This window comes from Psychrobacter sp. D2 (assembly GCF_013608135.1).
Lineage (GTDB): Bacteria > Pseudomonadota > Gammaproteobacteria > Pseudomonadales > Moraxellaceae > Psychrobacter > Psychrobacter cryohalolentis.
In genome coordinates this window covers 192,548-217,418 of record NZ_JACDXZ010000001.1, presented here as the reverse complement: position 1 = coordinate 217,418, position 24,871 = coordinate 192,548, and the positions used below count along the sequence as shown (strand labels likewise).

Annotated in this window: 19 protein-coding genes and 1 riboswitch; of the genes, 11 read left to right on the top strand and 8 right to left on the bottom strand. The window is 42.4% G+C overall.

Translation table 11 applies throughout. The annotated features are described in order from the left end of the window. Positions 1 to 52: 52 nt before the first annotated feature. From hemC to H0262_RS00940, 3 genes are all read right to left on the bottom strand, one after another. Positions 53 to 1,096 carry a hydroxymethylbilane synthase gene (gene hemC / locus H0262_RS00950; RefSeq protein WP_181209362.1) on the bottom strand — a complete coding sequence of 348 codons (1,044 nt, stop codon included), beginning with the start codon at positions 1,094 to 1,096 and terminating at the stop codon, positions 53 to 55. A 183-nt stretch (positions 1,097 to 1,279) separates the two neighbouring features. Beyond that, positions 1,280 to 2,017 carry a LytTR family DNA-binding domain-containing protein gene (locus H0262_RS00945; protein ID WP_181209361.1) on the bottom strand — a complete coding sequence of 246 codons (738 nt, stop codon included), beginning with the start codon at positions 2,015 to 2,017 and terminating at the stop codon, positions 1,280 to 1,282. Positions 2,018 to 2,212: 195 nt separating this feature from the next. After that, positions 2,213 to 3,364: a sensor histidine kinase gene (locus H0262_RS00940; RefSeq protein WP_181209360.1), complete on the bottom strand. Its 1,152-nt coding sequence runs from the start codon at positions 3,362 to 3,364 to the stop codon at positions 2,213 to 2,215. Between the two features lie 116 nt (positions 3,365 to 3,480). Between H0262_RS00940 and argH the strand changes: the two genes are divergently transcribed. The 4 genes from argH (at position 3,481) to H0262_RS00920 (ending at position 11,392) form a co-directional block, all read left to right on the top strand. Further along, the gene (gene argH, locus H0262_RS00935; RefSeq protein WP_133104072.1) at positions 3,481 to 4,854 is read left to right on the top strand and encodes an argininosuccinate lyase; all 1,374 of its coding nucleotides are present in this window, start codon (positions 3,481 to 3,483) and stop codon (positions 4,852 to 4,854) included. Between the two features lie 145 nt (positions 4,855 to 4,999). Next, positions 5,000 to 5,290 carry an oxidative damage protection protein gene (locus tag H0262_RS00930; protein ID WP_011512469.1) on the top strand — a complete coding sequence of 97 codons (291 nt, stop codon included), beginning with the start codon at positions 5,000 to 5,002 and terminating at the stop codon, positions 5,288 to 5,290. A gap of 79 nt (positions 5,291 to 5,369) precedes the next feature. Then, positions 5,370 to 5,493: riboswitch (TPP riboswitch) on the top strand. A 238-nt stretch (positions 5,494 to 5,731) separates the two neighbouring features. After that, complete coding sequence (gene thiC / locus H0262_RS00925; protein ID WP_259275371.1) at positions 5,732 to 7,624, top strand: phosphomethylpyrimidine synthase ThiC; 1,893 nt, start codon at positions 5,732 to 5,734, stop codon at positions 7,622 to 7,624. Between the two features lie 381 nt (positions 7,625 to 8,005). Further along, a complete protein-coding gene (locus H0262_RS00920) occupies positions 8,006 to 11,392 on the top strand; it encodes an autotransporter outer membrane beta-barrel domain-containing protein (protein ID WP_181209359.1) in 3,387 nt (1,128 codons plus the stop codon). A 100-nt stretch (positions 11,393 to 11,492) separates the two neighbouring features. Here the strand turns inward: H0262_RS00920 and H0262_RS00915 are convergent, their stop codons facing one another. Both H0262_RS00915 and H0262_RS00910 read right to left on the bottom strand, forming a co-directional pair. Next, a complete protein-coding gene (locus H0262_RS00915) occupies positions 11,493 to 12,383 on the bottom strand; it encodes a fructose bisphosphate aldolase (protein ID WP_181209358.1) in 891 nt (296 codons plus the stop codon). Positions 12,384 to 12,556: 173 nt separating this feature from the next. Further along, positions 12,557 to 13,405 carry an EamA/RhaT family transporter gene (locus H0262_RS00910; protein ID WP_181209357.1) on the bottom strand — a complete coding sequence of 283 codons (849 nt, stop codon included), beginning with the start codon at positions 13,403 to 13,405 and terminating at the stop codon, positions 12,557 to 12,559. Between the two features lie 276 nt (positions 13,406 to 13,681). Here H0262_RS00910 and H0262_RS00905 point away from each other — a divergent pair, with 276 nt between their 5' ends. Genes H0262_RS00905 through H0262_RS00895 form a run of 3 tightly spaced genes read left to right on the top strand, consistent with a single transcriptional unit; the run spans position 13,682 to position 17,164 of the window. After that, positions 13,682 to 15,592 (top strand): ABC transporter ATP-binding protein, encoded by a 1,911-nt coding sequence (locus H0262_RS00905; protein ID WP_133103963.1) that lies wholly within the window; start codon positions 13,682 to 13,684, stop codon positions 15,590 to 15,592. 49 nt (positions 15,593 to 15,641) lie between these two features. After that, positions 15,642 to 16,529, top strand: a complete 888-nt coding sequence (locus tag H0262_RS00900) for an alpha/beta fold hydrolase (RefSeq protein ID WP_181209356.1) — start codon at positions 15,642 to 15,644, stop codon at positions 16,527 to 16,529. Positions 16,530 to 16,537: 8 nt separating this feature from the next. Next, entirely contained in the window at positions 16,538 to 17,164 is a 627-nt protein-coding gene (locus tag H0262_RS00895; protein ID WP_181209355.1) for an alpha-ketoglutarate-dependent dioxygenase AlkB, read from the top strand. Between the two features lie 35 nt (positions 17,165 to 17,199). On the opposite strand, the gene H0262_RS00890 is transcribed toward H0262_RS00895, so the two are convergent. The 3 genes from H0262_RS00890 to H0262_RS00880 all read right to left on the bottom strand — a co-directional run bounded on the left by H0262_RS00890 (position 17,200) and on the right by H0262_RS00880 (position 20,479). Next, positions 17,200 to 18,195, bottom strand: coding sequence for an NADP-dependent oxidoreductase (locus tag H0262_RS00890; protein WP_181209354.1), 996 nt, complete (start codon positions 18,193 to 18,195; stop codon positions 17,200 to 17,202). A gap of 59 nt (positions 18,196 to 18,254) precedes the next feature. Next, on the bottom strand, positions 18,255 to 19,013 hold the full coding sequence (locus H0262_RS00885; RefSeq protein ID WP_041752899.1) for an endonuclease/exonuclease/phosphatase family protein: 759 nt from the start codon (positions 19,011 to 19,013) through the stop codon (positions 18,255 to 18,257). 353 nt (positions 19,014 to 19,366) lie between these two features. Next, positions 19,367 to 20,479, bottom strand: a complete 1,113-nt coding sequence (locus H0262_RS00880) for a hypothetical protein (protein WP_011512460.1) — start codon at positions 20,477 to 20,479, stop codon at positions 19,367 to 19,369. A 561-nt stretch (positions 20,480 to 21,040) separates the two neighbouring features. On the opposite strand from H0262_RS00880, the gene H0262_RS00875 reads away from it, so the two are divergent. From H0262_RS00875 to H0262_RS00860, 4 genes are all read left to right on the top strand, one after another. Further along, positions 21,041 to 23,236: a M3 family metallopeptidase gene (locus tag H0262_RS00875; protein ID WP_181209353.1), complete on the top strand. Its 2,196-nt coding sequence runs from the start codon at positions 21,041 to 21,043 to the stop codon at positions 23,234 to 23,236. Further along, a complete protein-coding gene (locus H0262_RS00870) occupies positions 23,237 to 23,494 on the top strand; it encodes a YheV family putative metal-binding protein (RefSeq protein WP_181209352.1) in 258 nt (85 codons plus the stop codon). Between the two features lie 147 nt (positions 23,495 to 23,641). Continuing rightward, entirely contained in the window at positions 23,642 to 24,172 is a 531-nt protein-coding gene (locus tag H0262_RS00865; protein ID WP_181209351.1) for a hypothetical protein, read from the top strand. 43 nt (positions 24,173 to 24,215) lie between these two features. Continuing rightward, positions 24,216 to 24,788: a hypothetical protein gene (locus H0262_RS00860; RefSeq protein WP_181209350.1), complete on the top strand. Its 573-nt coding sequence runs from the start codon at positions 24,216 to 24,218 to the stop codon at positions 24,786 to 24,788. The last annotated feature ends 83 nt before the right edge of the window (positions 24,789 to 24,871 follow it).

Below are 24,871 nucleotides of genomic sequence, written 5' to 3'. Positions count from 1 at the left end.
TAACTCTATGACTGAGTTGATAATGGTGATCCAGTGTTATACAGACTAGCTATTACTCAGGATGATAGATCGCTGATAAAATCTCACCAGCACCTGCTTGTAATAACATCTCAGCAACTTCGATACCCAACTGGTTTGCTTGGGCTTCTTGCTCAGCTTGACTGCCCATCAACGTCTGGCGCTTGTCCACCTTAAGCAGCTCACTACCATCTTCTTGACCAACGCGACCGCGCAGCCATAAGGTATCGCCAGCATCGTTGTTACCATTGTCATTATCATTATAATTGCTATCATTATCAGCAGCCAATGCCTCTGCCTTTTGTAATACAGCATAAGCGGCGATAGGTACTTGGCAACCGCCCTGCAGATGACGATTTAATGCGCGCTCAGCGATTAAGCGGATACGGGCTTTGTCGTCATTGAGTGGTGCCAATAATTTTAATACGTCAGCATCATCTTCACGACATTCAATCGCTAACGCGCCTTGCCCAACCGCTGGCAAGCAAATATTGATATCCAACTCACTACGAATACGTGCATCAAGCTCAATGCGCTTTAGACCACTAGTCGCCAAAATAATCGCATCATACTCGCCCGCATCTAACTTGCTTAGTCGCGTGCCGACATTGCCGCGTAGGGTTTTAATTTGCAAATCGGGACGATAAGCTTTGATTTGACACTGACGACGCAAACTTGCAGTACCGACTACCGCCCCTTGTGGCAACTCATCGATACTATGATAAGTATTCGATACAAAAGCGTCGGTTGGTGAAGCACGTTTGCAATAAACGCCTAGCGTCAACCCTTCTGGTAAATCCATTGGCACGTCTTTGAGTGAGTGCACCGCGATATCTGCTTGCTTGTCATACAGTGCTTGCTCAAGCTCTTTAACAAATAAACCTTTCCCACCAATTTTAGCCAGTGGCGTATCCAAAATTTTGTCACCTTTAGTGACGATTTTTAGCAGATTAATTGTCATCTCAGGATACAAAGCTAGTAATCGATTACGAATATGCTCAGCTTGCCATAATGCCAGTGGGCTCTGGCGCGTAGCGATATTTAAGGTAGTCAAAGCAGGTTGCTGCATGGTGCTCATAAAAGGCCTCAATAATTTTAATACTAAACGGTCATTGCTCGACGATAATGTGAGTTTTTCGACCAAGATGGGGCATAAAAATGGTTTATAACGATAATAATGCAAAAAAAATACCCCTATTTAAGCATAAATAAGGGTTTGATGATATGGCGTGATTATTTTAGAAGACAAAGTGAGGCATACTTAGATGTTTTGAATCTTTTCGCGCAGCCCTGGTAAATGGCGGCGGCTCACTGCCAAAGTCTCATCAATTCCTTTAAAATGTAACTGATATTGGCCAGCCTCTAAAGTCTCTAAAAAATCTAAATATTTGATATTGATGATAGCGTTACGATGTACCCGGAACAGCTTGTCTTCAAACTCTTGCTCAAGCTCTTTTAAGGTGTCATCAATGAGCACGATGCCATCCTTGTGCCGTACTTTGACGTACTTCTGATCTGCCGTAAAATAGTAGATGTCTTTGAGTTTTATCAGCTCAACACCGCGATGGGTACGCGCTGCAATATGTTCGCGCACTGGACGAGACGTTGGACTTTCAAGTTTACGAATCTCATTGAGCTGCGCAGCATTGAGATTGGTGGCTTTTTCTAGGGCTTCGAGCAACTCATCTTTATTGGCAGGCTTTAGCAAGTAACCAATAGCATTGGCTTTTAGAGCGGCAATGGCATAATGATCATAGGCCGTCACAAAGATGATTGCGGGCGGATGTTGCAGCTTAGCAAGCTCTTGCGCACACTGTACGCCATCCATCTCAGGCATACGAATATCTAGCAATATGATGTCTGGCTGCTGAGATTTTACGGCACTAATGGCTTCGATACCCGTCTTTGCTTGGGCAACCACCTCATGACCTGACTCTTTAACAATCCTAACCAAACGTTCACGAGCTAATGGTTCATCATCACAAACTACGATCCGCATGCAAGCTCCTTTCAAGGGCATACTTTGAACATATATTTAAAAATATTAATAATATATTAGCACTTATAACCTATCATTTAGTATAGGGAAATAATGGTTTTTGATAATAGATTTACCTTAATCAGACTTATCATCTGTCCATACTATTCGTGCGATATAATAAATGCTGCAATAAATATGCCACGGTTAAAAAAGCTATAAGCTAACGTCCTGTAGCGGATAATCGATAGTGGTCATAATCTGTTTGCTTGTCACCTTACTTTGGATATCTGCACTCTGACCAAAATACGCTTGTAAGCGCTGCGCTTGAATATGAAAATCCATATGCTGGCGCAAATCATGATGGATCATTAAACTATTTTTAGGTAATTGCACGTTAATGGTGATTGCCACACGGTGCTGCAGCCACGTGACATGAATATCGATATATACAGTCTCAGTGCTCCTCTCAACCACATTCAGCAGCATTTTTTCAATCACGCTCTGTAAACTCAAAGCGGTGATGACCATGTCATACATGATATTTTCATCAGGCAGCTGCCAACTTACTACCAACTTGTCTGCCAATCGAATCGTCTCAATGGCCAAATAATGCTCACAAAGTGCCACCTCTTCTGCAAAACTGATCTCGCGCGCACCATTAAAGCTGGCACGAAATAATACTGAAACGTGTTGTAATAAATCAGCAGCGCGAGAAGGATTGGTCTCAATCAGTGACATCAAGGTATTAATGGTATTAAAAAAGAAATGCGGTGCCAGACGCGCTTTTAATACATCATTTTGTGCGGCAAGCTTTTTTTCAAACGATTGCTTCAACGCCGTCATCTCACGATAACGACGTAAAAAGATCAGCAATCCCGTAATAGTAAATCCTGCAATAATTAAAGTATTAAAGATAACGGTTGAAATAAAAGCAGTGAGAGTAAAGGTAAAGGCGCCTGTATTGATCATCAATAATAGAACCAGTATCAACGTGATAATGGCACTGATAGTAATGATGAACAGAACATATAAGCTCACCTTCAATGTACGCATACGTTTAAAAACAGGGCGTAGATAGTCAATGAGATAAAAGGAAGGCAGTAGTGTTAAGGTGGTTTGGATAAATCTTGCCGTCATTTTTATGGCAAATTGTGTTTCATTGACAACGCTATGACGATCGACAATCGCTAAAAAAAGCGACCAAAAAAATATTACCAGCAGCCATTGCCAAGGTTTCATGATTTCCATGAGCTTGGGTATAAAAAACTCTAAGCGCTCCGCTAGTAAGGCAACCTCATCATTTGCTATACTTGAGTTCTTATTCTCTTGACTTGTCTTAGACTGATATGAACGCCAATTCTTCAAACCTTAGTAATCCCGATTCAAATAAAAATTCATCTGCTTCTGAGTTTAGCACAGATGCTTCTATAACAAACGCTGCCGCACAGAACAGCCCTACTACTAGTAGTCAGGGTCAGCAGATGTGGGGAGGACGCTTTAGTGAAGCGACCGACAGCTTTGTGGCAGCCTTTACCGCATCGGTTGGCTTTGACCAGCGCTTTGCCCGCCACGATATTCAAGGCTCAATTGCCCATGCGACCATGCTCAGAGAATGCGGTATCTTGGAAGCTGATGACGTTGCAACGATCATTGATGGTTTGCATCAAGTGCTACGCGAAATCGAAGCCGGTGAGTTTAACTGGTCGATTGCGTTAGAGGATGTGCATATGAACGTCGAATCGCGCCTGACCGATATCGTGGGCGCGGTAGGCAAAAAGCTGCATACGGGTCGCAGCCGTAATGACCAAGTGGCGACTGATATTCGTCTTTGGTTACGCGAAGAGACCGATAATATCATTGCGCTATTGGTGCGCTTGCAAAGTGGCTTGCTAGATTTGGCTGAGCAACATACTGATACCATCATGCCAGGTTTCACCCATTTGCAAACCGCGCAGCCGGTCAGCTTTGGTCATCATGTCATGGCATGGTTTGAAATGCTATACCGTGATACCGAGCGCCTAGTCGATGCCCGTCGCCGCATTAACCAAATGCCGCTTGGTAGCGCGGCACTTGCTGGTACGACTTTTCCAATTGACCGTACCATTACCGCTGAGCTATTAGGTTTCGAAGGTATTTGCCAGAACTCGCTAGATGCGGTATCAGATCGTGATTTTGCCATCGAGTTTACTTCTGCAGCATCTATTTTAATGATGCATATGTCACGCATGAGCGAAGAGATTATTCTTTGGATGTCAGCGCAATTTAACTTTGTGCAGATTCCTGATCGCTTTTGTACCGGCTCATCTATCATGCCGCAAAAGAAAAACCCTGATGTACCAGAGTTGGTTCGTGGTAAAGCCGCACGCGTATTTGGTCAATTGATGACGCTACTTAGCCTAATGAAAAGTCAGCCGCTTGCTTATAATAAAGACAATCAAGAAGACAAAGAACCGCTATTTGATTGTGTTGATACCTTGACCGGTTCATTACTAGCATTTGCTGATATGCTACCAAATATCACGCCGAATAAAGAAAATATGCGCGCCGCCACGATGAAAGGTTATGCAACTGCAACTGATTTAGCGGATTATCTGGTGCGCCGTGGCGTGGCATTCCGTGATGCTCATGAAGTGGTCGGTAATGCCGTCGCTTTGGGCATTGCTGAGGGCGTTGATTTAAGCGACTTATCTCTTGCGCAACTCCAGCAGTTCAGCGATGCGATTGGTGAAGACGTGTTTGAGTATTTGACCTTAGAAGGCTCACTTGCCGCACGTGACCATTTGGGCGGCACTGCACCTAATCAGGTTAAACAAGCTATCAGCCGTGGTCGTACTCGATTGGAATTATTCGCTTAATATCTGTTTAATAGTATTAGCGCTTCATTATTAAAAATACCCGCCTTTGTTGCGGGTGTTTTTTTGAGCATAATCAGGTACAGTATTAGGTAATATCATTTGTTATTAACCTCATTAAAAAAGCCATTATAAACAGGAGTCATTCATGACCGAAACCTTTAACCCACAAGCCAATACCGTTTTTTGCCGCAAATATCAGCAAGAGTTACCAAAAATGCCGCATCCGCCTTTTCCGAATAAAAAAGGTCAAGAACTGCAAGAAACCGTGTCTGAAAAGGCTTGGAAAGAGTGGCTTGAGCAGCAAACCATGCTGATTAACGAAAACCATCTTAGTATGCTGGATCCAAAAGCGAAGCAATTTTTGACTGAGCAGCGTGATAAATTTTTAGATAATGAAGATTATGAGCGTGCTCAGGGCTGGACACCAGAAAGTTAATATTGAAACGGTACTAACAAATCGGTAAATGACTAGGACTTGTCGTCGAAGTTTGATAGTATTAAGAAGATTCACAACACTGACAGACTCGGGGTGCGATATATATTGACTGCTTAATATGCAGTTGACGTATGGTCGCTGAGAAACCACCCGCCGAACCTGATGCGGTTAGTACCGACGCAGGGAAGTCTTAAGCTTATGTTGTATCGTACAAAGGGCGCGCGGAAATGCCTTTTTATTATTGTTCATATCTAGCAGCGCTTTATATTGCTGTATGCCAATAAATAAAATGATGCCCACCAATCCTTTATAGATAAGCTATCAAAATAAATTTTGATAGCATTATTGTTTCGTGATTGAATTTATCGATATGGGATAGGCTTGCCCCGCAGATACTGGCGGTGTTGATTTTATTCAAAAACCAACACGCTAGGACAGCATATGACTATTTCAGATATTGGCTCGCAAGCCACCACACATACCCCTGTAAAAGCAAGCAAAGCAGACGCACTAAAAACTCCCGCCCATCGCAGCGAAACTGACGCCCGTTTTGAAGAAGACGCCCGCGATCTACATCGCATTTTGCCTGCCTCTCGCAAAGTCTATATCGAAGGCTCACGCCCTGATATTCAAGTGCCAATGCGCGAGATTACCCTAGACCCTACTCCTATCCAAAGCGTGTCCGAGTCCGAGTGGGAGCAAAATCCACCGTTTTATGTGTATGACACCTCAGGCGTCTATACCGACCCCAATGCCACGATTGACTTGACCAAAGGTCTGCCAAAACTACGCGAAGGTTGGATAGATGAGCGCGGTGATACCGAACAGCTAGCTGGTTTATCAAGCTCATACGGTCTGGCGCGCGCACGTGATATCAGTACTGCAAACTTACGCTTTGCTCATATTGACAAGCCTCGCCGTGCTAAAGCTGTTGATGGGAAAGTAGGTAACGTTACTCAATTGCACTATGCTCGCCGTGGCATTATTACCCCAGAAATGGAATATATAGCTATCCGCGAAACCCAAAAACAGCATGAGCTGACTGATATGCGCCAGCACGAAGGCGAGACTTTTGGTGCGCACACGCCAGCGATTATCACCCCAGAATTTGTACGCAGTGAAGTGGCTGCTGGTCGCGCTATTATCCCTAACAATATCAACCATCCTGAATCTGAGCCGATGATCATCGGGCGTAATTTTTTGGTGAAAATTAATGCCAATATCGGTAACTCAGCGCTGGGTTCTTCTATCGATGAAGAAGTCTCGAAAATGACATGGGCGACGCGTTGGGGCGCAGATAACATCATGGATCTGTCTACTGGTAACCATATTCATGAAACCCGTGAATGGCTGATTCGTAATTCACCTGTACCGATTGGTACGGTGCCGATTTATCAAGCGTTAGAAAAAGTCGATGGCGTAGCCGAAGATTTAACGTGGGAGATTTTCCGTGACACCTTGATTGAGCAAGCCGAGCAAGGTGTTGATTATTTCACCATTCACGCTGGCGTATTGCTTGAATACGTTCCGCTAACTGCCGGACGCTTAACCGGTATCGTCTCGCGTGGTGGCTCTATCATGGCACAGTGGTGCATGTTTCATAATAAAGAAAGCTTTTTATATACTCATTTTGAAGACATCTGCGAGATTATGAAACAGTATGATGTGGCATTTAGTTTGGGCGATGGCTTACGTCCGGGCTGCTTGCAAGATGCCAATGATGAAGCGCAGTTTGGTGAGCTGCGTACCCTTGGCGAGCTGACGCAAGTGGCATGGAAGCATGACGTACAGGTCATGATTGAAGGTCCGGGACACGTGGCAATGAACCGTATTAAAGAGAATATGGATTTGCAGCTTGAAGTTTGTGCTGATGCGCCCTTTTATACACTAGGACCCTTAACCACCGATATCGCACCGGGTTATGACCATATCACTAGTGCGATAGGCGCGGCGATGATTGGCTGGTTTGGCACGGCGATGCTGTGTTATGTGACGCCAAAAGAGCATTTGGGTCTGCCGAATAAGAAAGATGTCAAAGATGGCATCATCACTTATAAAATCGCCGCTCATGCTGCTGACCTTGCCAAAGGACACCCCGGTGCGCAGGCACGTGACAACGCGTTATCCAAAGCGCGTTTTGAGTTTCGCTGGGATGATCAGTTTAATTTGGCACTTGATCCTGATACCGCGCGCGAATTTCATGATGAAACCTTACCCAAAGATGCACACAAGACGGCACACTTTTGCTCCATGTGTGGTCCAAAGTTTTGTTCAATGAAAATCACTCAGAATGTTCGTGAGTATGCCAAAGGACTAAAAAGCAAAGAAGCGTAGATTTTTATAGACAGCACTTAGATTAGTTAACACTACGTTATTTTCATATAAAGAAAACCCCTGCTATTTAAGTAAAAAATACTTATTTAACAGGGGTTTTTATGTTTTGAATTCAAAGTTAACACTATCTTGTCAAAACGAAAATCAATCTATTTTTTGCTGACCATAACATTCAACAAGTGAATATTTAATTAGTTATCCAAGCTTCTGATATAGCGGCTAAATCATATTTGTCAAAGGAAAATTTCGAAGGATAATGGCTCTCTTTGGAATATGAACAATTGTGTAAAGAAAGATAGACAGGAAAATATTTTAGGGTAAGATAATGCTAAATACGTAATAAAGTGTTACTTAACAAATAACTATCCTTAAGGTCTCTGTATGAATCATGTTTACCGTGTCATTTTCAATCATTCTTTAGGTGTTTATCAGTGCGTGTCTGAGCTTGCTAAATCACGCGGGAAATCCTCAGGCAAATCTCAAGTTGCTACTAAGCTTATACTTGCCCCGCTGACTATATCTATGCTTGGATTATCAGGAACCGCAATGGCAGTTACCTATGATGATGGCAAGGTTCACGTAATTGATGATAACCCTTATGTTATTTCGGAAGATGTTATTGTTAGTGGTAAAGGTACTGAAATAGAAGCCAAATTTCCAACGATTGTAGGTAAAGATGGCAACGGTAAATTAACCTTAGTTGATGATGGGGTTTTAAACACATTTACACTTACTATTGGCCAAAACGAAGGCGCGAATGGTGAGGTTTTAATTAAAGACAAATCTCGGCTTTATCTTGATGATACGTTGACCGTTGGCGATGCTGGTAAAGGTTTGTTCACATTAAAAAATGATGACCCGAATGCAGAACCAGGTGGTACTGGTACCCTTCTCATTTACAAAGACGCTTATATAGGGAATAAGAGTACGGGTGATGGTAAAGTAGTGATTGATGGTGACGGAGCTGATGTAATTTTTAGACAAAACGTATATGTTGGAAATGAAGGTACTGGAAATTTCACCGTCAAAAATATAGGCGTAGTGAATATCGAAGAAGCTCTTATCGTAGGTAGTAAATTAGGTAGCAAAAATAACCTAGTTGAAGTGTCAACACCAAGCAGGAGTGGACCTCATTCATTTATTAATGCTAGCAAAATTATAATAGGTGATGCAGGTGAAGGTGCTCTAAAAATCTCCACTTCTGGTAGTGTTAGGTCCAATAGTGATTTTATCGTCGCTAATCAAACGGGTAGCTCAGGGAGTCTTAACTTAGATAATGGCTCAGTATCTTCTAAAGATGATTTTATTCTCGCTAATGGCGATGGTACGGTCGCTAACGTTACTTTGAGCGCGGATTCACGTTTGCGGTCTGATAAGAATATCATTATCGCTAATGGTGTAGATAGCGTTGCGAATGTGAATTTAGAAGGAGATAGTTCAGTATCTACGTTTTCTAATGACATTGTGATCGGAAAAAACAAAGGCGCTGTAGGAAATGTCACGCTAAGCGCATCACGTTTGAACAGTGCAAACATGATTGTAGGACAGCAAGGTAATGGTACGCTGAATGTGAATAATGAGCCTGACAGTATTGGTAAAGTCAGTATCAGCGACACTACTTACGTTGGAGGTTTTGGTGAAAACGCTCAAGAAGCTAAAGGGGCGTTAAATATTAATAATGCCTCATTTAGAACAGGTAATCTTGTAATTGGTAATACTGGTTCCGGTGTACTCAAGGCTAGCGGAATAGATAGCTATTTATCTGTCAAAGGTATAGAACGAAATATAGCATCAAAGCAGTCTGATATTTATCTAGATGGTACAACTGTTGAAATCAAAGCAGATCAACCAAACTTGTTTGCAAATTTCACTAAGGACAATATTATTCAGCTAGGTAATAAGGGCGTCGTTTTTGATACTGAAGCTTTTGTGTTTAGTGCTGATAAGCCTGATGAGTATATTGCAACTGATGTGGTCATCAATCCAAATGCAGTCATTACAGGAAACGTTGGCAAGATTTCTTTTAAGGACGGTGGCGGTTTTGTAAAGACAGGCTCAGGTAATCTCGAGTTTTCTATGAGCAGTAAGCAGTGGACTGGAGATTTAGGTGTGGCAGAAGGTACACTTAAAATTAACGGTGATTACTCAATGGCAAAAGATGAAACACTTACCATTGGCGTATATGATAATAATAGCAACGGCATCATTGATAACAATGAGTATGGCAAGCTTATTGTTAATGGTAATATTGATATTAGTGAAGGAGACCTATATGTTTATGCTGAAGATATCTCTAAAGTAAAGACAGATAATTTAATTAAAGATGTCATAAAGGCAAATACTCGCAGAGGTGAATTTAGAACTGTGAGCGATAATAGCCCACTGGTAAGCTTCTATGCAGATTATAGCAATCCAAATGCTGTAAATCTAAAAATGGGAATAACCCCAGTTGTTGTTCCACCAGTTGTTGTTCCACCAGTTGTCACACCACCAGTTGTCACACCACCAGTTGTCACACCACCAGTTGTCATACCACCAGTTGTTACACCGCCAGTTGTTACACCGCCAGTTGTTACACCGCCAGTTGTTACACCGCCAGTTGTTACACCGCCAGTTGTTACACCGCCAGTTGTTACACCGCCAGTTGTTACACCGCCAGTTGTTGACACCACCTTTGCTCAATCGGTACTGAGCCAATTTAACCGAAATGATCTAAGCCTTGCTTACGTCTTAGATAGAGCTATTCAAGATCGTGTAGCGAATGGCAACAATGATTTAGCTGATGACCTTATTAGCTCAACCATTAACTTTAACCAATCTCAACTGGCGGCAGCAGCGAACCAATTGCAGCCATTGTTTATGGGTGCAACCAATCGTATCATTACCGATACTAACTATGCCGTTAGCGAAGCAGTTACGGAACATCGTACAACTACGCTTGAGCGCAATCTTTGGGCAAAAATAATCGGTAATAACGGCACTCATGAAGCGGAAAATGGTATTACTGGCTATGAGACTGAAGGTTATGGTGCTATCGTTGGGTTAGATACACCGATTAATAGCAATCTCAACTTAGGTGTTGCGGTTTCTTATATCAATACTGATGCAAATACCGATGGCAGTAATCTAGATCATGATTTGACCGCTAAAAACTGGCAAATTCTCGGTTACGGTAACTATGCTGCGAGTGAAGCGACGAATGTAAACTTCCATGCCGGTGCTGGTAGCAGTGATGTGAAAGGCGAACGCAATCTATCTATCTTAACCAATGCTGTTGCTACCTCTGACTACTCTGTTGATACCTTGCAAGCAGGAGTGGGTGTTGGTCATCGCGTCGGTACTGAGCAGCGTCATATAACACCATTTGCTCAATTTAACTACGCACAAGCGAAAAGTGATAGTTACCAAGAAACAGGTGCTGGTGTCTATAACTTGAATGTCGATGAAAATAAATATGAATCAATGCGCTGGACAGCGGGTCTGCGTTTATCACAACTATTAACGCCAAAACTTGCTTTGACTGGTCAATTAGCAGCCGCCATTGAAAACGGCGATCAACATTCTGATATTACTGCCAGTTTCATTGGTATGCCGAATGACAAGTTCACGACCGTTGGTCAGGAAGTTGGTCGCGAGATTGGTATCGCTGGTATCGGTCTTAGCTATAGTCCGACTGCTAATATGAAGATCTCAGCGGGCTATCGCGGAGAATGGCGTGATAACTACGATGAGCAAGGCGCGAGCATCGCCCTACAAACGACTTTTTAGTATGTAAATAGTTATAAAACAAAAAAGCTTGAATCTAATTAAATTAGGTTCAAGCTTTTTTTATACTTATAATTTATTCTTTAACTTAAATTATTTAAACCTAAACCTTCGACGCCTGATAAATCTCATCAATCGAGGTATAAATGGTATCAGCAAACTCTTGATCGCTTTGCTGCTTGCTCAAACCTTCAGTAAAGGCACGCGAGAAGCTAGCAATCATACCTGAGTTTTGCTTCAATTTTGCACAGGCATCCGTGCGACTATAGCCGCCCGATAATGCGACGACCTTAAGTACTTTTGGATGGTCAATCAGTTCTTGATAAAATCCGGCTTCTTCAGGTAAGGTCAGCTTGAGCATCACTTGTTGCTCATCATTTAAGCGCTCAAGATTGTGCAAAATACTGGTTTTAAGAATCAGCTCACAATCATGCTTTTTCTCACTATTGATATCAATTTCTGGCTCAACGATCGGCATTAGACCCTTTGATAGGATTTGCTTTGCTACGTCAAACTGCTGTTGGACGACTAGCTCAATGCCATCAACACTTGGCTCAAAAATCACGGAGCGCATTTTAGTACCAAATACTGGATAGTTTTTTGCTTTGTCCAATAATAGATCTAGATTTGGCATTGGGCGCATGACTTGCACGCCATTCATACGCTCTGCTAAGCCTTTATCCACCTTTAAAAACGGGACGATTTGCTTGTCTTCCCATAAATAGTTGGCAGTGGGCTTGCTATTGACCGCGCGCTCCATGGTATCTTCGAACAAAATTGCGCCAAGTACCCGCTCATTATCAAAGCAGTCGCACGTCATGATACGTGCTCGCATCTCATGCACTTGGTCAAACATGGCTTCGTCATTGTCATAGGCATCGCCCATAACCCCATAATTCTCTAACGCTTTTGGCGTGCTGCCACCACTTTGGTCAAGGGCTGCGATAAATCCTGAACCATTTTTGATACGTTGTAATTGCTTTTGGTATTCCATGGAAAGAGCATCCTATTTTATTTATTGAGGTCAAGTGTCACAAATGATATTTTTAGCTGATATTAGTTTAACTGTTCGTAGATAACCTTACCATAGGATGCTATATGTGCCTATAACTGAACGGCAAAAGCATTTATAAAATTATTGTCATACCTATATTACGCCAAAGATATCTACGGCAAAAACAAGACTGCGACACAGCAAATCGCCAATAATAAACCCAATATATTGATACGGTTGAGTGATTCTTTAAATACTCCAACGCCTATAAGAGTAGCAACAGCAATTACACCAACGTTCATCCCAGTAAAGACGATACTTGGCGATTCTGACAATACTTGATGAGCGCGAATATAAGCATAAATATTACCCATATTTAGCGCACCAAGTAATATCCCTGCTGCAAGTGCAGTGCCCTGCCAGCGTACGCGCATGATGAGCAGATAAATCAACAATAGCAGACCTGCCAACCCAAAACTGACAAATAATGTCAGTGGAAAGGCAGCACCTTGCTTGGCAACTTGTTTAAATAGAATATCAATAACGCCATAGCCTGCCCAGACGCCAAACAACCATAGCGGTGTATGTTTGGCTTGTTTGCTAATCTCACCCTGCTGCGGACGATAAATCAGCGCCCCGAGCGCCAAAAACCCGAGCAATAAGCCAAAAATGCGTGTGCCGGTGAGCACTTCACCAAATAATAAAAAGGCGGCGACAATAGGAATGATCAAGGACAGTCGCTGAGCGGCATCAGTAGCTACCATACCGACTGCCTCAATCGCGCGCCCGAGTATAATAAATACCGCAGGCAGTAGTACACCAAGGCCGATAATAATTGCCCATGCTCCGCCAAGGGCACTCATGTCACTGACATCTGGCTTCAATAAAAACCAAGTCAATAAAAAGGCGACCGGATAACCGGCAACGATGGTTTGACGAATATCAATATCACGTTGGCGCAATATTTTAAGTAACACAGAGACGGCAACGCTACACAGCACTGCTATCGTTAAATACATCATAACGCTTTACCTTAGTCATCCATTATATCGAGGGCATATATCAGTGTTAATTTAAAAGGAGAAAAACCATAGAATGTAACAATATATTTCTTATGCAGCAAGCTATTTATGCCCATGTATCATCAGATGGTTCTATGAGTGTCTGATGCGTTCAAATTACAATTAGCCTGTAAGCGTGTTGGTCAAGATTTGCTAAAATAGCACACTACTCACTCACCTATATAATTGCTCAAGATTGCGTCTATTCACGCTTTTCTTGACGTATTGCTATTGCCTATGAACGCTCTATTTCGCTTTTTTGAAAATCGCCTGCCGGCCTTCCCTGAAACACCGATGCCACTACCCTCACCTCGTGATGGTATGCTAAAGTTTCTGTGGGCGTGCACCAATGGTTTACGCGGCTGGCTACTGCTATTTATGATTTTGTCAGCCGGTATCGGTATTTACGAAGCCATGCTCTTTGCTTGGATTGGAAATATCGTTGACTGGCTTGGGGTTTATACCCCGCAAAATCTGTGGCTAGAAAAAGGTGACATGCTGCTGCTCATGCTGGCGGTGATGATTGTCAGCCCATTATGGATTGCCTTATCCTCATTTATCCATTTTCAAACCTTGCAAGGGGTATTCCCCATGCAGATGCGCTGGCGTTTTCATCAGCGTATGCTTGGTCAATCGATGCAGTTTTATCAAGATGAATTCTCCGGTCGCGTTTCTGCTAAAGTGATGCAAACGGCATTGGCAGTACGTGATACCGTTATGACAGTTACTGACATGTTTATGTATGTCGCTGTCTATTTTATTACTTCAGGTATCATTCTCTTCAACCTTGACAGCTTGCTACTGATCCCCTTTATCGCATGGTTTGTATTAGTTTGGCTTGCAATGTGGTATTTCATACCTAAACTCAAACAAACGGCTATTGTACAAGCAGATGCTCGCGCCTTGATGACGGGGCGCATTACTGATGCTTACGCCAATATTATGACCGTCAAGCTGTTTAGTCACTCGCGCCGTGAGCTCAGTTACGCCAAAAACGCCATGGGGCAGTTTTTGGGTACCGTCCATGCACAAATGCGCTGGGTCAGCTATCTTGAGTTTTCAACGCATTTGATTAGTGTTGTTTTGGTCAGTAGTACTGCCGGTATCGGCTTGTATTTATGGCAACAAGAAGCCATTGGTGTCGGTGCTATTGCTGCTGCAACTGCCATGGCGCTACGCTTGAATGGTTTAACGCGCTGGATTATGTGGCAGACGGCAAGTTTGTTTGAAAGTATCGGTACGGTACAGGACGGTATGCGTACCTTATCTGCACCGCAAACCATCATTGACAAACCCCATGCACCAGCTTTAAAAGTCACAGAAGGTCGTATCGTCTTCGATCATGTCGATTTCAGTTATGAGAATGACAGCGATGATGCAGACAATAATGATGGTGGAAATTTAAACGACGGCAACCTATCAGCCACGTCTACTATCAAACTTCTCGATAATTTTTACTTGGACATCAAACCCGGCGAAAAAATCGGTCTGGTTGGACGTTCAGGTGCCGGCAAATCCACCTTGGTCAATCTACTCTTACGCTTCTTTGATGTCGATAAAGGTAAAATCCTCATTGATGGTCAAGCGATTGATGAGGTGACCCAAGAGTCCTTACGTCAGCAAATCGGCATGGTGACCCAAGATACCTCTTTATTACATCGTACCGTACGCGAAAATATTGCTTATGGTCGTCCTGATGCTACTGACGAGCAGATTATCATCGCAGCAAAACAAGCTCAGGCATGGGACTTTATCAAAGATTTATATGATGATAAAGGCAACATGGGGCTGGATACTCAAGTTGGTGAACGCGGCGTCAAACTTTCGGGTGGGCAGCGTCAACGTATTGCCATCTCACGTGTTATGCTAAAAAACGCGCCTATTCTACTGTTAGATGAAGCCACCAGTGCGCTCGATTCTGAGATCGAATTTGCAATTACTGAAAGCCTGAACGATATTATGACTGGCAAGACAGTTATTGCCATCGCCCATCGCTTATCAACCATTGCCGCTCTTGATAGACTGGTTGTGATGGATAAAGGCCAAATTATTGAGCAAGGCAGCCATGATGAACTATTGAATCTACATGGTATCTATGCACGATTATGGCATCGCCAAAGTGGTGGCTTCTTAGGTGAAGACAGTTAATTAAAAGCGCTTTATTAAGAGCAACTTCTCACACGGACGTGTTTATTTTATGGAAGCTTATACAAATCGCATCAACCTTGCTGGTAGACAGGCTCGCTATTATGACTTACAGCAACTAGGGTCAGCCAATCAAACTGATTACAAACGTGCGCCTGCCCATTTTTATGGGGGTAATAGCTTTACCGTTGGTACCTATACGCCATTGTTAAATGAGCTGGCAGCCAGCTTTGAGCTGAGCTCATTGGCATTACGCGGCTATTGGTACGATAAACCGCAAGCACGCCGCCTAACGCGTGAGCAAGATGCTGAGATGCTGATTGAGTTTTTAGAAAAAACCCAAGATAAACCAGTTGTTGGCATTGGACATTCGCAGGGTGCAACTGCTACTGCAATAGCGGCAGCAAAGCGTCCAGAGCTTTTCTCAGAGCTCTATCTTATCGAGCCTGTTACCTTTACCAAAAAACAAGCAAGAATATATAATCTGTTGCCGCGGCAGTTTTTACTAAGCCAAGAACCCTTTAAAAGTACAGTAACTAAGCAAACCACTTGGGCAAGTACTCAAGAATATTATGAGCATCTGCGTGCGCAGCGGGCATATCAGCGTATTAGCGATATAAACCTGAAAACCTTTGCTACACAAAGCTTGAGCATCAATAATGACGGTAGCTATACTCTGCTATTCTCACCAGAACAAGAGTTAGCTAATTATTTTGGTGCCCCTCATATTGATGCTGCACTTAAGAAATTAAGCTGCCCTTACACTTTGATTACTGGCAAGCCCACCTTATTTATCAATCCAAAAGTACGTAAACAATGGCACAAATTTGTTCCTGATAGCAGTATTATTTCCTTACCAGAGTATGGACATTTATTACCCATGGAGGCGCCAGAAATCTGCGCTCAAATTATCAATGAGCATTATCAGAGCAATAAATAAGCTGACCTATGACTGACCTTTTTGCGCCCAAACCGACTGACAACCTGTTGCCTTATGACGGTCAGGTAAATGACTTAGGAATTGTGATCGATTATCCCAGCCCCTTATTTTATAACTTGGTGACTGAGTTACCTTGGCAAGAAGATATCGTTACTTTATTTGGCAAGACACATGTCACAACGCGTCAAATCGTTTGGATGGGTGATAGCGATATTGACTATCAGTACTCTGGTCATACGCGTCAAACCATACCTTGGACAGATACTGTGTTTCATGTGAAACAACATGTTGAGCAGCAGCTACTAATACTTGGAATTGATGTTAATTTTAATTCCTGTTTACTTAACTATTATCCTTCTGGTGAGGATGGTATGGGCTATCATGCCGATGATGAACGAGAGCTTGGTGAGCAACCAGTTATTGCTTCATTATCCCTTGGTGCTACGCGTAAATTTGTCTTTAAGCATAAAAAAACTCAAGATAAAGTTGAGCTTTATCTTGAGTCAGGTCAGCTAATTGTCATGCATGGTGATACCCAGAGCTTTTGGAAGCACAGTATTACCAAGACTAAAAAGGTAACCACAGGACGCATTAGCTTAACTTTTCGGAAAATATATCCAAATAATCGAAGCTAATCATTAGCTAAATCTATTATCCAATCAACCTCGGCTCAACTGACTTTCAATACCAATTTACCAAAAGCATCGCCTTTTTGCAGCTCATGATGGGCGGTAACGACTTCTGACAATGGATAAGTCTTTTGCAAACGTAAAGTTAGCTGACCATCTGCTACCAGCTGTAGCACTCGTGCCATATCTTTACCATTACGCTGAGCCGCATAACCTTCAACGCTTAGATTTTTTTGACTGCCTGCTTCTTTGAGTTTATCTACCCAAATTGTTGGTAGTACATATACACGTCCAGACTCTTTGACAACGTCTAGCGCCCTTACACCCGCTTCATCACCGACCAAATCCAATAAGACGTCGGCTTGCAGCTCAGGGAACGGATCATTTTTGGTGTAGTCAATCCAGCCTGTAAGCTGGCTAGTATCTATCAAGCTATCCAGTTTTTTATACTTTTCTGCTGAGCAAATAAGCGTAACTTTAATATTATGTTTAGCGATTTTTTTCATCAAAAGCTGTATCAATAGATGACCAACACCGCCTGCTGGGGCATTCATCACTACATGCTCGCCCTCTTTGATATCAGCAAACTCAACAAACTGTAGCGCCGTTTGTCCGATACAAGGTAATGCGCCTGCCTGCTCTAAGGTGACAGCTTCAGGTACACGTGCCAGCATTTTAGCATCAACAGCGACATATTCAGCATAGCATCCACCGTTAAAAGTTAATGCTGCGACTTTATCACCAACGGCAAATTTCGTACTTTGACTGTCAACCACTGTGCCTGACATATCAAAACCCAAAATCGCTGGTTGATTATGATCAAACTTATCTTTTTGGATATTAGTAGCGCCCCAGCCTTTGCCTTGACGAGTTTTATAATCGACTGGATTGATACCGGCGTAAGCAACTTTTACCAGCACTTGAGCATCTGTCAACTCAGGTACGGCAACATCATCTTGGTATATCATGACTTCAGGTTCACCAAACTCACGTATGAGTACGGCATTTTGAGTCATTGGTATGCTTTTATCAGACATTGTTTATCATCCTTGTTTATTTTAGTTTAGCGTTCTTTATTCCATTAATAATTTTTATTCTATAGCAACGCCAGTTCTGCACTCAAAGGCAGATGGTCAGACAGAGTTGACCACGGTTTACCCGTATGTACCCAAGCATCCTTTATTCTGAGATTACGGACATAGATACGGTCTAAGCTCAATACAGGTAGCTTTGCTGGAAAGGTAGGCAGCAGCTTGCCGTGACAATGTTTAAAAGCTTCCGTCATACCCAAGCTTGATGCCAATCTATCACAAGACATTTTTTTCCAGTCATTAAAATCGCCGGCCAAAATTAGTGGCTGGTCAGGGGCAATCTCATCTCGGACATAGTTAGAAATCGCTTCATATTGCTTGATACGATCGCGCTCAAATAGGTTTAAATGGGCGCATAAAACCACCACTGGCACCTCCCAACCTACCGGCTGCACTTCACAGTGCAAAACCCCGCGCTGCTCAAGCTTATTGACCGTAATATTGACGTTGTGCTTGGGATCAAGTGGAAATCGGCTCAACACCGCATTGCCATGATGGCCGTTATCGTACTCTGAATTTTTGCCATAACTGTTTTCTAGTTGCAGATATTCACCAAACCATTCGTGCTGAGACTGGTCAGGGTACTCGTTGTATTGAATATTGCGCTTAAGGTTTTGCCCCTGTACTTCTTGTAGACAGAGTATGTCCGAACCAATAATATCAAGTGCTTGGGCAATACCCTGAACTTTGACTTGGCGATTCATCGGCGACATGCCTTTATGAATGTTATAGCTTGTGAGTACAAAAGAGGTGGTATTAGTCATAATGGTAGTAGTCATAAACTCAGTATTTATAGAGTAGATATTGGGTTTTAAATGTGGTCAGCTCAAAATAAAAAATAATCGTTTAAAATATAATCGAGGCACCATAGTCAGGAAAAAGTAATATCGATACATCAAGTACTGCTGATATTAATTTTTCTTGCTTGCTGTGCCTACGCAGACAGAGGCTGCAAAAAATTTATACCAGCAGCACTGTAGCTTTTTTGAGATATTTTAACTATATAAAACCATACATATAAAAAGAGCATTGGCTCATACTGAACCAATGCTCTCATACTATACCTATGTGCTATCAATGACCAATGGCTAATTCGTTACTGAGCCTATGTCATCTATTAATAGCGGGTGACAAGAGCAATCGGTTGGTCTGCATTCATAATATCTTGTGGCATAAAGACCGCTTTACCACCATTATGAATGACATGCTCAATGATTTCACCAATAGCATCATCAGTGATACCTTCTGCACTTGAATCATCCGCAAGACTTAGCGTTTGCGCTTTTTCATCAATTTTGGCTGGTTGAATATAGCCACGGCGGACATACAAGGTATCGCCTATACCCTGAAAAGCACTGCGATAGACTTCTTGCAAATCAGTCTGTAGTTTGTTTGCCCCGCGCGCTTTATCAATCTCGCCCAGTGCCGCTTGGTGTAAGGAGGTACGATAACCTTCTACTGCTTCTTGTACACTGTTGATAACATGCTGTGCACCACCCTCATCTAGATTGGTGGCATTTGATACCGTAGCGATGATATTATCCGGACGGTCACAAACATCTTTATAGTAGCCAATATTTTTGCTATCACCGACTACGACTAGCGGCATTTTATGCTCGCCCCACAGCTCTTGGACACTCTTATCTACTTGGTTAAAGAACTCTTTTAACGCACTACTCTCATTATTCGCTGAGCGATCTGATCCGCCATCGCTTGTCGTATGAAGTCCATTATTGTCGATAGGAAAAGGAATGTTTTCCATATTATTTTGGGCAGTATCGTCTAGATCGAACTCTCGTATCACGCGATCATTAGAGGCTTCAATTAAACGTGCCTTATCACGAGTCAATACCAAAGTATAATAATGCACAGCGCTTGCCATATCACGCACTAAATCACGGGTCGCAAAACGATGTGAGATAACCACACGCTCAGTGGTATCAATAGGCATACGGATCACTTGCACATCGTCAGTACTAGCAAAAATAGCTAAGGTATCTAGATTAAGATTATGATTCAGCTCTTTGGTCTTAGCATGGATATTGTCTAAGATAGTGGTTGCCGTACGCTTGTCATACTCATTGGTTAGACGTTCTTCGACGACTTTTAATTGGTTTTTTAGGGCAATAGGGTCTTTGTCATTAGCAGGGTGTTCGCGGTGCGTTTTGACAAAAATACTGACTGCTGGATTCGCCTTTGTCTCACGTAAGCTTTTAAGAGTTGCTTTCATTTAATACTCCTTGTTTTATGACTATAAATTTCCAATACTACTTTTGGTACGCCTTGCCTGTTACTTATTCTAGATTTTTGCGGTCAGGCGACTGCATACTCTTAATAACATAGCATGCTTAACAGGCTATTCATACTACAGCACTATTAACGCCTGTTATCCTATTACACTACCAACTTGACCACACAAGCTATAGGGTTAATTTGCAAGCAAATGATGATGCTTTGTAAATAATATCAACGCTTGCCACAATAACCTTAATAACAGTAGCCTTAATAAAGGTCACTTGATTAACAGCTTAGCAGAGCTCAAGCTTCCAGCTTGTATTTTCATTAATGAAGACCCATTATTTAAATATTACAATGCTGATTATTAACAATGGTTATCAATACACCATATCTATTACTCTCACATCAAGCTATTTAACTTTGAGAAACCTTGATCTTAATATATCTTTAAAATATAAACAGTAACGCCTGTTAATCATTTGAACGATTTGAATAATTACGCCAAATTAAACCCTTTTATCTGTCAAACCCATTATTTATAACGGAACCTTTTATGACTTCTATTTCTTCAAAGTTACATCTTGTCGATTTTGCCGATACTGCACCAAGCACTTTACAACAGCAAGTAATCAGCGCCATTGATGCGGCTAATGCGTTTTTAGATGAGTTGAAGGTGTGTACAGATAGCAAGGATACGTCTACCTCGATAGACGCTGAGCAAGCGCTAATTGATATAAAAAACTTTGACCACATCAATTTGGCATTGGATCGAAGTTGGGGCATTTTGTCGCATCTGAATAGTGTCATGAGTAATGATGAGATCCGCCATGTCCATCATGAGCTGTTACCAAAGCTATCAGCTTACGGTACGCGCGTTGGGCAGCATCAGCCGCTATTTAGTCGTTATCAAGCGATTGTCAGTGATAAAGCTTTCTTCGCAGCGCTTGAGCCGGCACGAGTACGAGCTATTGAGCTTGCGCTACGTAGCTTTGAGTTATCAGGAGTCGCATTACCAAAAGCTGAGCAAGATAAATTTGCGGCTATTCAAAGTAAGCTATCTACGTTATCAGCCACTTTCTCAGACCATGTTTTAGACGCCACTCAAGCTTATGCGTTGCCGCTTAAAACAGGGCAGTTAGTAGGTTTGACTGAAAGTGGTTTGGCATTAATAGCCGATGCTGGTGAGCAGTACAAAACAAGCCAGCTTGCAAATGGTTCGCTCACGCAAACAGAGATTGATACCTTATCGACGCCTTATTATGTGGCAAGCTTAAATATTCCTGTGTATCTTGCCATTATGACCCATGCCGATGATCGCAACTTACGTGAGACGTTATATCGTGCCTATGTCACTCGCGCCTCTGAGTTTGATGAGCATACTAATGCTAAAGGTCAATCTCTAAATAACGCAAATATCATGAGTGAGATTTTGCAGTTACGTGAACAAAAAGCCAGACTATTGGGTTTTGATAACTATGCAGAGGTATCGCTATCGACCAAAATGGCAGACAGCGTGGCAGAAGTAGAAACCTTTTTACGTGATTTAGCAGTGCAAGCAACGCCAACTGCTGCGCAAGATTTGGCGCAATTGCAAAAATATGCGCAAGATTATGATATTGAAGATTTGCAGCCGTGGGACAGTGCTTATATCGCCGAAAAGGTCAAACAAAGCGAGTTCAGCTTATCACAAGAAGAGATTCGCCCGTATTTCCCATTACCAAAAGTGATTAGCGGGTTATTCGCTATCGTTGAGCGTTTATACGGTATCAAAGTACAAGAGCAAAATGAATCCGTATCACGCTGGCATGATGAGGTGCGTTTTTATCAGTTATTTGATGCTGATGATAACTTGCTTGGCGGTTTTTATTTTGATTTATTTGCCCGTAGTGGTAAACGCGGCGGCGCCTGGATGAGTGGCTTTCAGTCACGTTATAGTTATGAAGAGCAAAACCACCAACAGCTACCAGTGTGCTTTATGGTCGGTAACTTCACCCCAGCACTCGATGGTAAGCCAAGCTTATTGACTCATGATGAAGTTGTCACCTTGTTTCATGAGTTTGGTCATGGTCTCCATCATTTATTAACCCAAGTGACGGTCGGTGATGTCGCTGGGGTCAATGGCGTTGAGTGGGATGCGGTCGAGCTGCCAAGCCAGTTTATGGAGAACTGGGCATGGGACGCGGAAGGTATTGCTCTTATTAGCAGTCATGTCGAAACTGGCGCGCCATTACCAAAAGAGAAACTCGATGCGCTATTGGCAGTCAAAAACTTCCAAAGTGGTTTGCAAACACTCCGTCAGATCGAATTTGCTTTGTTTGATTTGTTGATCCATGCGCACACGCCAGCGCTTAATTATGAAGGTATTTTGACTACGCTTAACAGCGTACGTAATGATATTGCCATTTTACAGACGCCTGATTACAACCGCTTTGCCAATGGCTTTAGTCACATTTTTGCTGGTGGTTATGCCGCTGGTTATTATTCTTATAAATGGGCAGAGCTGTTGTCTGCTGATGCTTTTAGTAAATTTGAAGAAGACGGCATTTTTAATCCCATCACAGGTAAAGCCTTCCGTGAGACTATTTTATCAGTGGGCGGTAGTTTTCCAGCTAAGGTGAATTTTGAAAATTTCCGTGGTCGTAGCGCCAGTATTGATGCTTTGCTACGTCATAGCGGTTTTTCTGATACTAAAGACCAGACTAAAAGTAGTACGGCTGCCAATGCCTCAATAACACGCGAGGTGATTTAAATGCGCTATCAATCAACGCGTCCAAAGCGGCAGTTTTTAGCGGGCGTTCGCTGTCCGAAATGTCAGGTCATGGATGCGGTAGTACAAGTCAATATCGTTGTGCCAGCGCTTGATGAATATATTGAATGTACGCTATGCGGGCATACTGAACATCGCCCTGATCCTGATGAGATCAGCGCAAAGAACCATCTTGAAGACCAATTAACTCGTGACGCTATGATTACCGGAACCAGTGGGACGGTCAAATTCAAAGAATAATTCTTTATATTTGACGATCAGACAGTCATATCTCATGATTGCTATAAACAATGCTGTATTTAATCGCCCTTCTATCAATAGATGGGCTTTTTTATTTCGAGTTTGCTATAGTATGGCAGGATATCTTTAACCTAAATTGAACGTAGTATGAAAAGCAAAAAAATGCGTCCTTTCTCCCATAAAGTCTCAAAAAAATCTACCCATTCTGCTAAGCCACGTCAAAAATGGTGGTTTGGTATTTTATTAATTGTGCTGTTAATCGGTTATTTCGTTTGGAAAGGCACGGTACCTCAATCTAATCAGAGCTCTGCTGAAAATTTGCCGGTGACTTCCGAACAAGATAAGCCTACACAGATTGCTTCTGTACCATTAGAAGATGACGTTAATAATATTATTGATGATGAAAATCAAGGTAGCGCTAACATAACGGATTCTGATATCTCAGATGCTAAAGCCATCTTAGAAGCCCCATTACCAAAAACGAACAGCTTAGCCAAAGAAGAAATTGATCGTTTAGAAGATGAACGTAAGCGCTTAGCCGAACAAGAAAAGCTCGCTGCTGAACAGATTGCCATGACCAAACAATTAACCGAACTTAAGGCTCAAGAAATCGCATTACTTGAGCAACAAATTGCCCAATTAGAGGCTGATACTGCGGTTAAAACCAACACTAATTAGCAGTTATCGCTAAATAATGTATGCTTTTATTCAGGGGTTGATGATGGCATCTTTGCAACTCACTCATAATCCTATTCTAAATAGCAGCGCTCAGCTGCTCATACTTCCTGTTAATAGCGCTGGTCTCCTTTTAGATCCTATTTTGACTCGCGCAAAAACCCTATATCCTGATAATTATCAACGTTACTATCGTGCGTGCCGTGATGGTAGCTTAATGGTTGGTAGCTGTTTGCTGCATAAACGCATACGTGAGCAAGCTGGGCTTAGTGTCAGTAGTAATGGCAACCAACCCAGTTATATTGCTAACCTTGTTATATCAGATCACCCTTATCATCCAGTAAGAGTACGCTGGTTGACGGCAGCTTTAGTAGATTTACGACAACAACTGACAACGCTGATACGCTATCAAGGTATCCGTCACATTGCTCTGCTTGCCCGTCCACTTATCTACAACCATTCACGCAATGAAGCCAATCCTTCGACGAATGAGTCTCTTATAACAAACGCGCTTCCATTAGATTGGCATATTGATATATTGCCTCTCATAGCCCATTATTTAGCAAATTTACCTAAGCTTCGCATTGATATCCATGTACCTAAAGACGTTGCCATATAGCATATTTTCTAATTTTAGTTATATTTTACGTCCATAAAAAAACCGCCTTGAGCACTCATAATAAGTGATTCAAGGCGGTTCTT

Bases quoted from the DNA above. Each gene is read 5' to 3' on its own strand.
- hemC (WP_181209362.1), bottom strand. From the start codon at position 1,096: ATGAGCACCATGCAGCAACCTGCTTTGACTACCTTAAATATCGCTACG.
- H0262_RS00945 (WP_181209361.1), bottom strand. From the start codon at position 2,017: ATGCGGATCGTAGTTTGTGATGATGAACCATTAGCTCGTGAACGTTTG.
- argH (WP_133104072.1), top strand. From the start codon at position 3,481: ATGTGGGGAGGACGCTTTAGTGAAGCGACCGACAGCTTTGTGGCAGCC.
- H0262_RS00930 (WP_011512469.1), top strand. From the start codon at position 5,000: ATGACCGAAACCTTTAACCCACAAGCCAATACCGTTTTTTGCCGCAAA.
- thiC (WP_259275371.1), top strand. From the start codon at position 5,732: ATGACTATTTCAGATATTGGCTCGCAAGCCACCACACATACCCCTGTA.
- H0262_RS00920 (WP_181209359.1), top strand. From the start codon at position 8,006: ATGAATCATGTTTACCGTGTCATTTTCAATCATTCTTTAGGTGTTTAT.
- H0262_RS00915 (WP_181209358.1), bottom strand. From the start codon at position 12,383: ATGGAATACCAAAAGCAATTACAACGTATCAAAAATGGTTCAGGATTT.
- H0262_RS00910 (WP_181209357.1), bottom strand. From the start codon at position 13,405: ATGATGTATTTAACGATAGCAGTGCTGTGTAGCGTTGCCGTCTCTGTG.
- H0262_RS00905 (WP_133103963.1), top strand. From the start codon at position 13,682: ATGAACGCTCTATTTCGCTTTTTTGAAAATCGCCTGCCGGCCTTCCCT.
- H0262_RS00900 (WP_181209356.1), top strand. From the start codon at position 15,642: ATGGAAGCTTATACAAATCGCATCAACCTTGCTGGTAGACAGGCTCGC.
- H0262_RS00895 (WP_181209355.1), top strand. From the start codon at position 16,538: ATGACTGACCTTTTTGCGCCCAAACCGACTGACAACCTGTTGCCTTAT.
- H0262_RS00890 (WP_181209354.1), bottom strand. From the start codon at position 18,195: ATGTCTGATAAAAGCATACCAATGACTCAAAATGCCGTACTCATACGT.
- H0262_RS00885 (WP_041752899.1), bottom strand. From the start codon at position 19,013: ATGACTAATACCACCTCTTTTGTACTCACAAGCTATAACATTCATAAA.
- H0262_RS00880 (WP_011512460.1), bottom strand. From the start codon at position 20,479: ATGAAAGCAACTCTTAAAAGCTTACGTGAGACAAAGGCGAATCCAGCA.
- H0262_RS00875 (WP_181209353.1), top strand. From the start codon at position 21,041: ATGACTTCTATTTCTTCAAAGTTACATCTTGTCGATTTTGCCGATACT.
- H0262_RS00870 (WP_181209352.1), top strand. From the start codon at position 23,237: ATGCGCTATCAATCAACGCGTCCAAAGCGGCAGTTTTTAGCGGGCGTT.
- H0262_RS00865 (WP_181209351.1), top strand. From the start codon at position 23,642: ATGAAAAGCAAAAAAATGCGTCCTTTCTCCCATAAAGTCTCAAAAAAA.
- H0262_RS00860 (WP_181209350.1), top strand. From the start codon at position 24,216: ATGGCATCTTTGCAACTCACTCATAATCCTATTCTAAATAGCAGCGCT.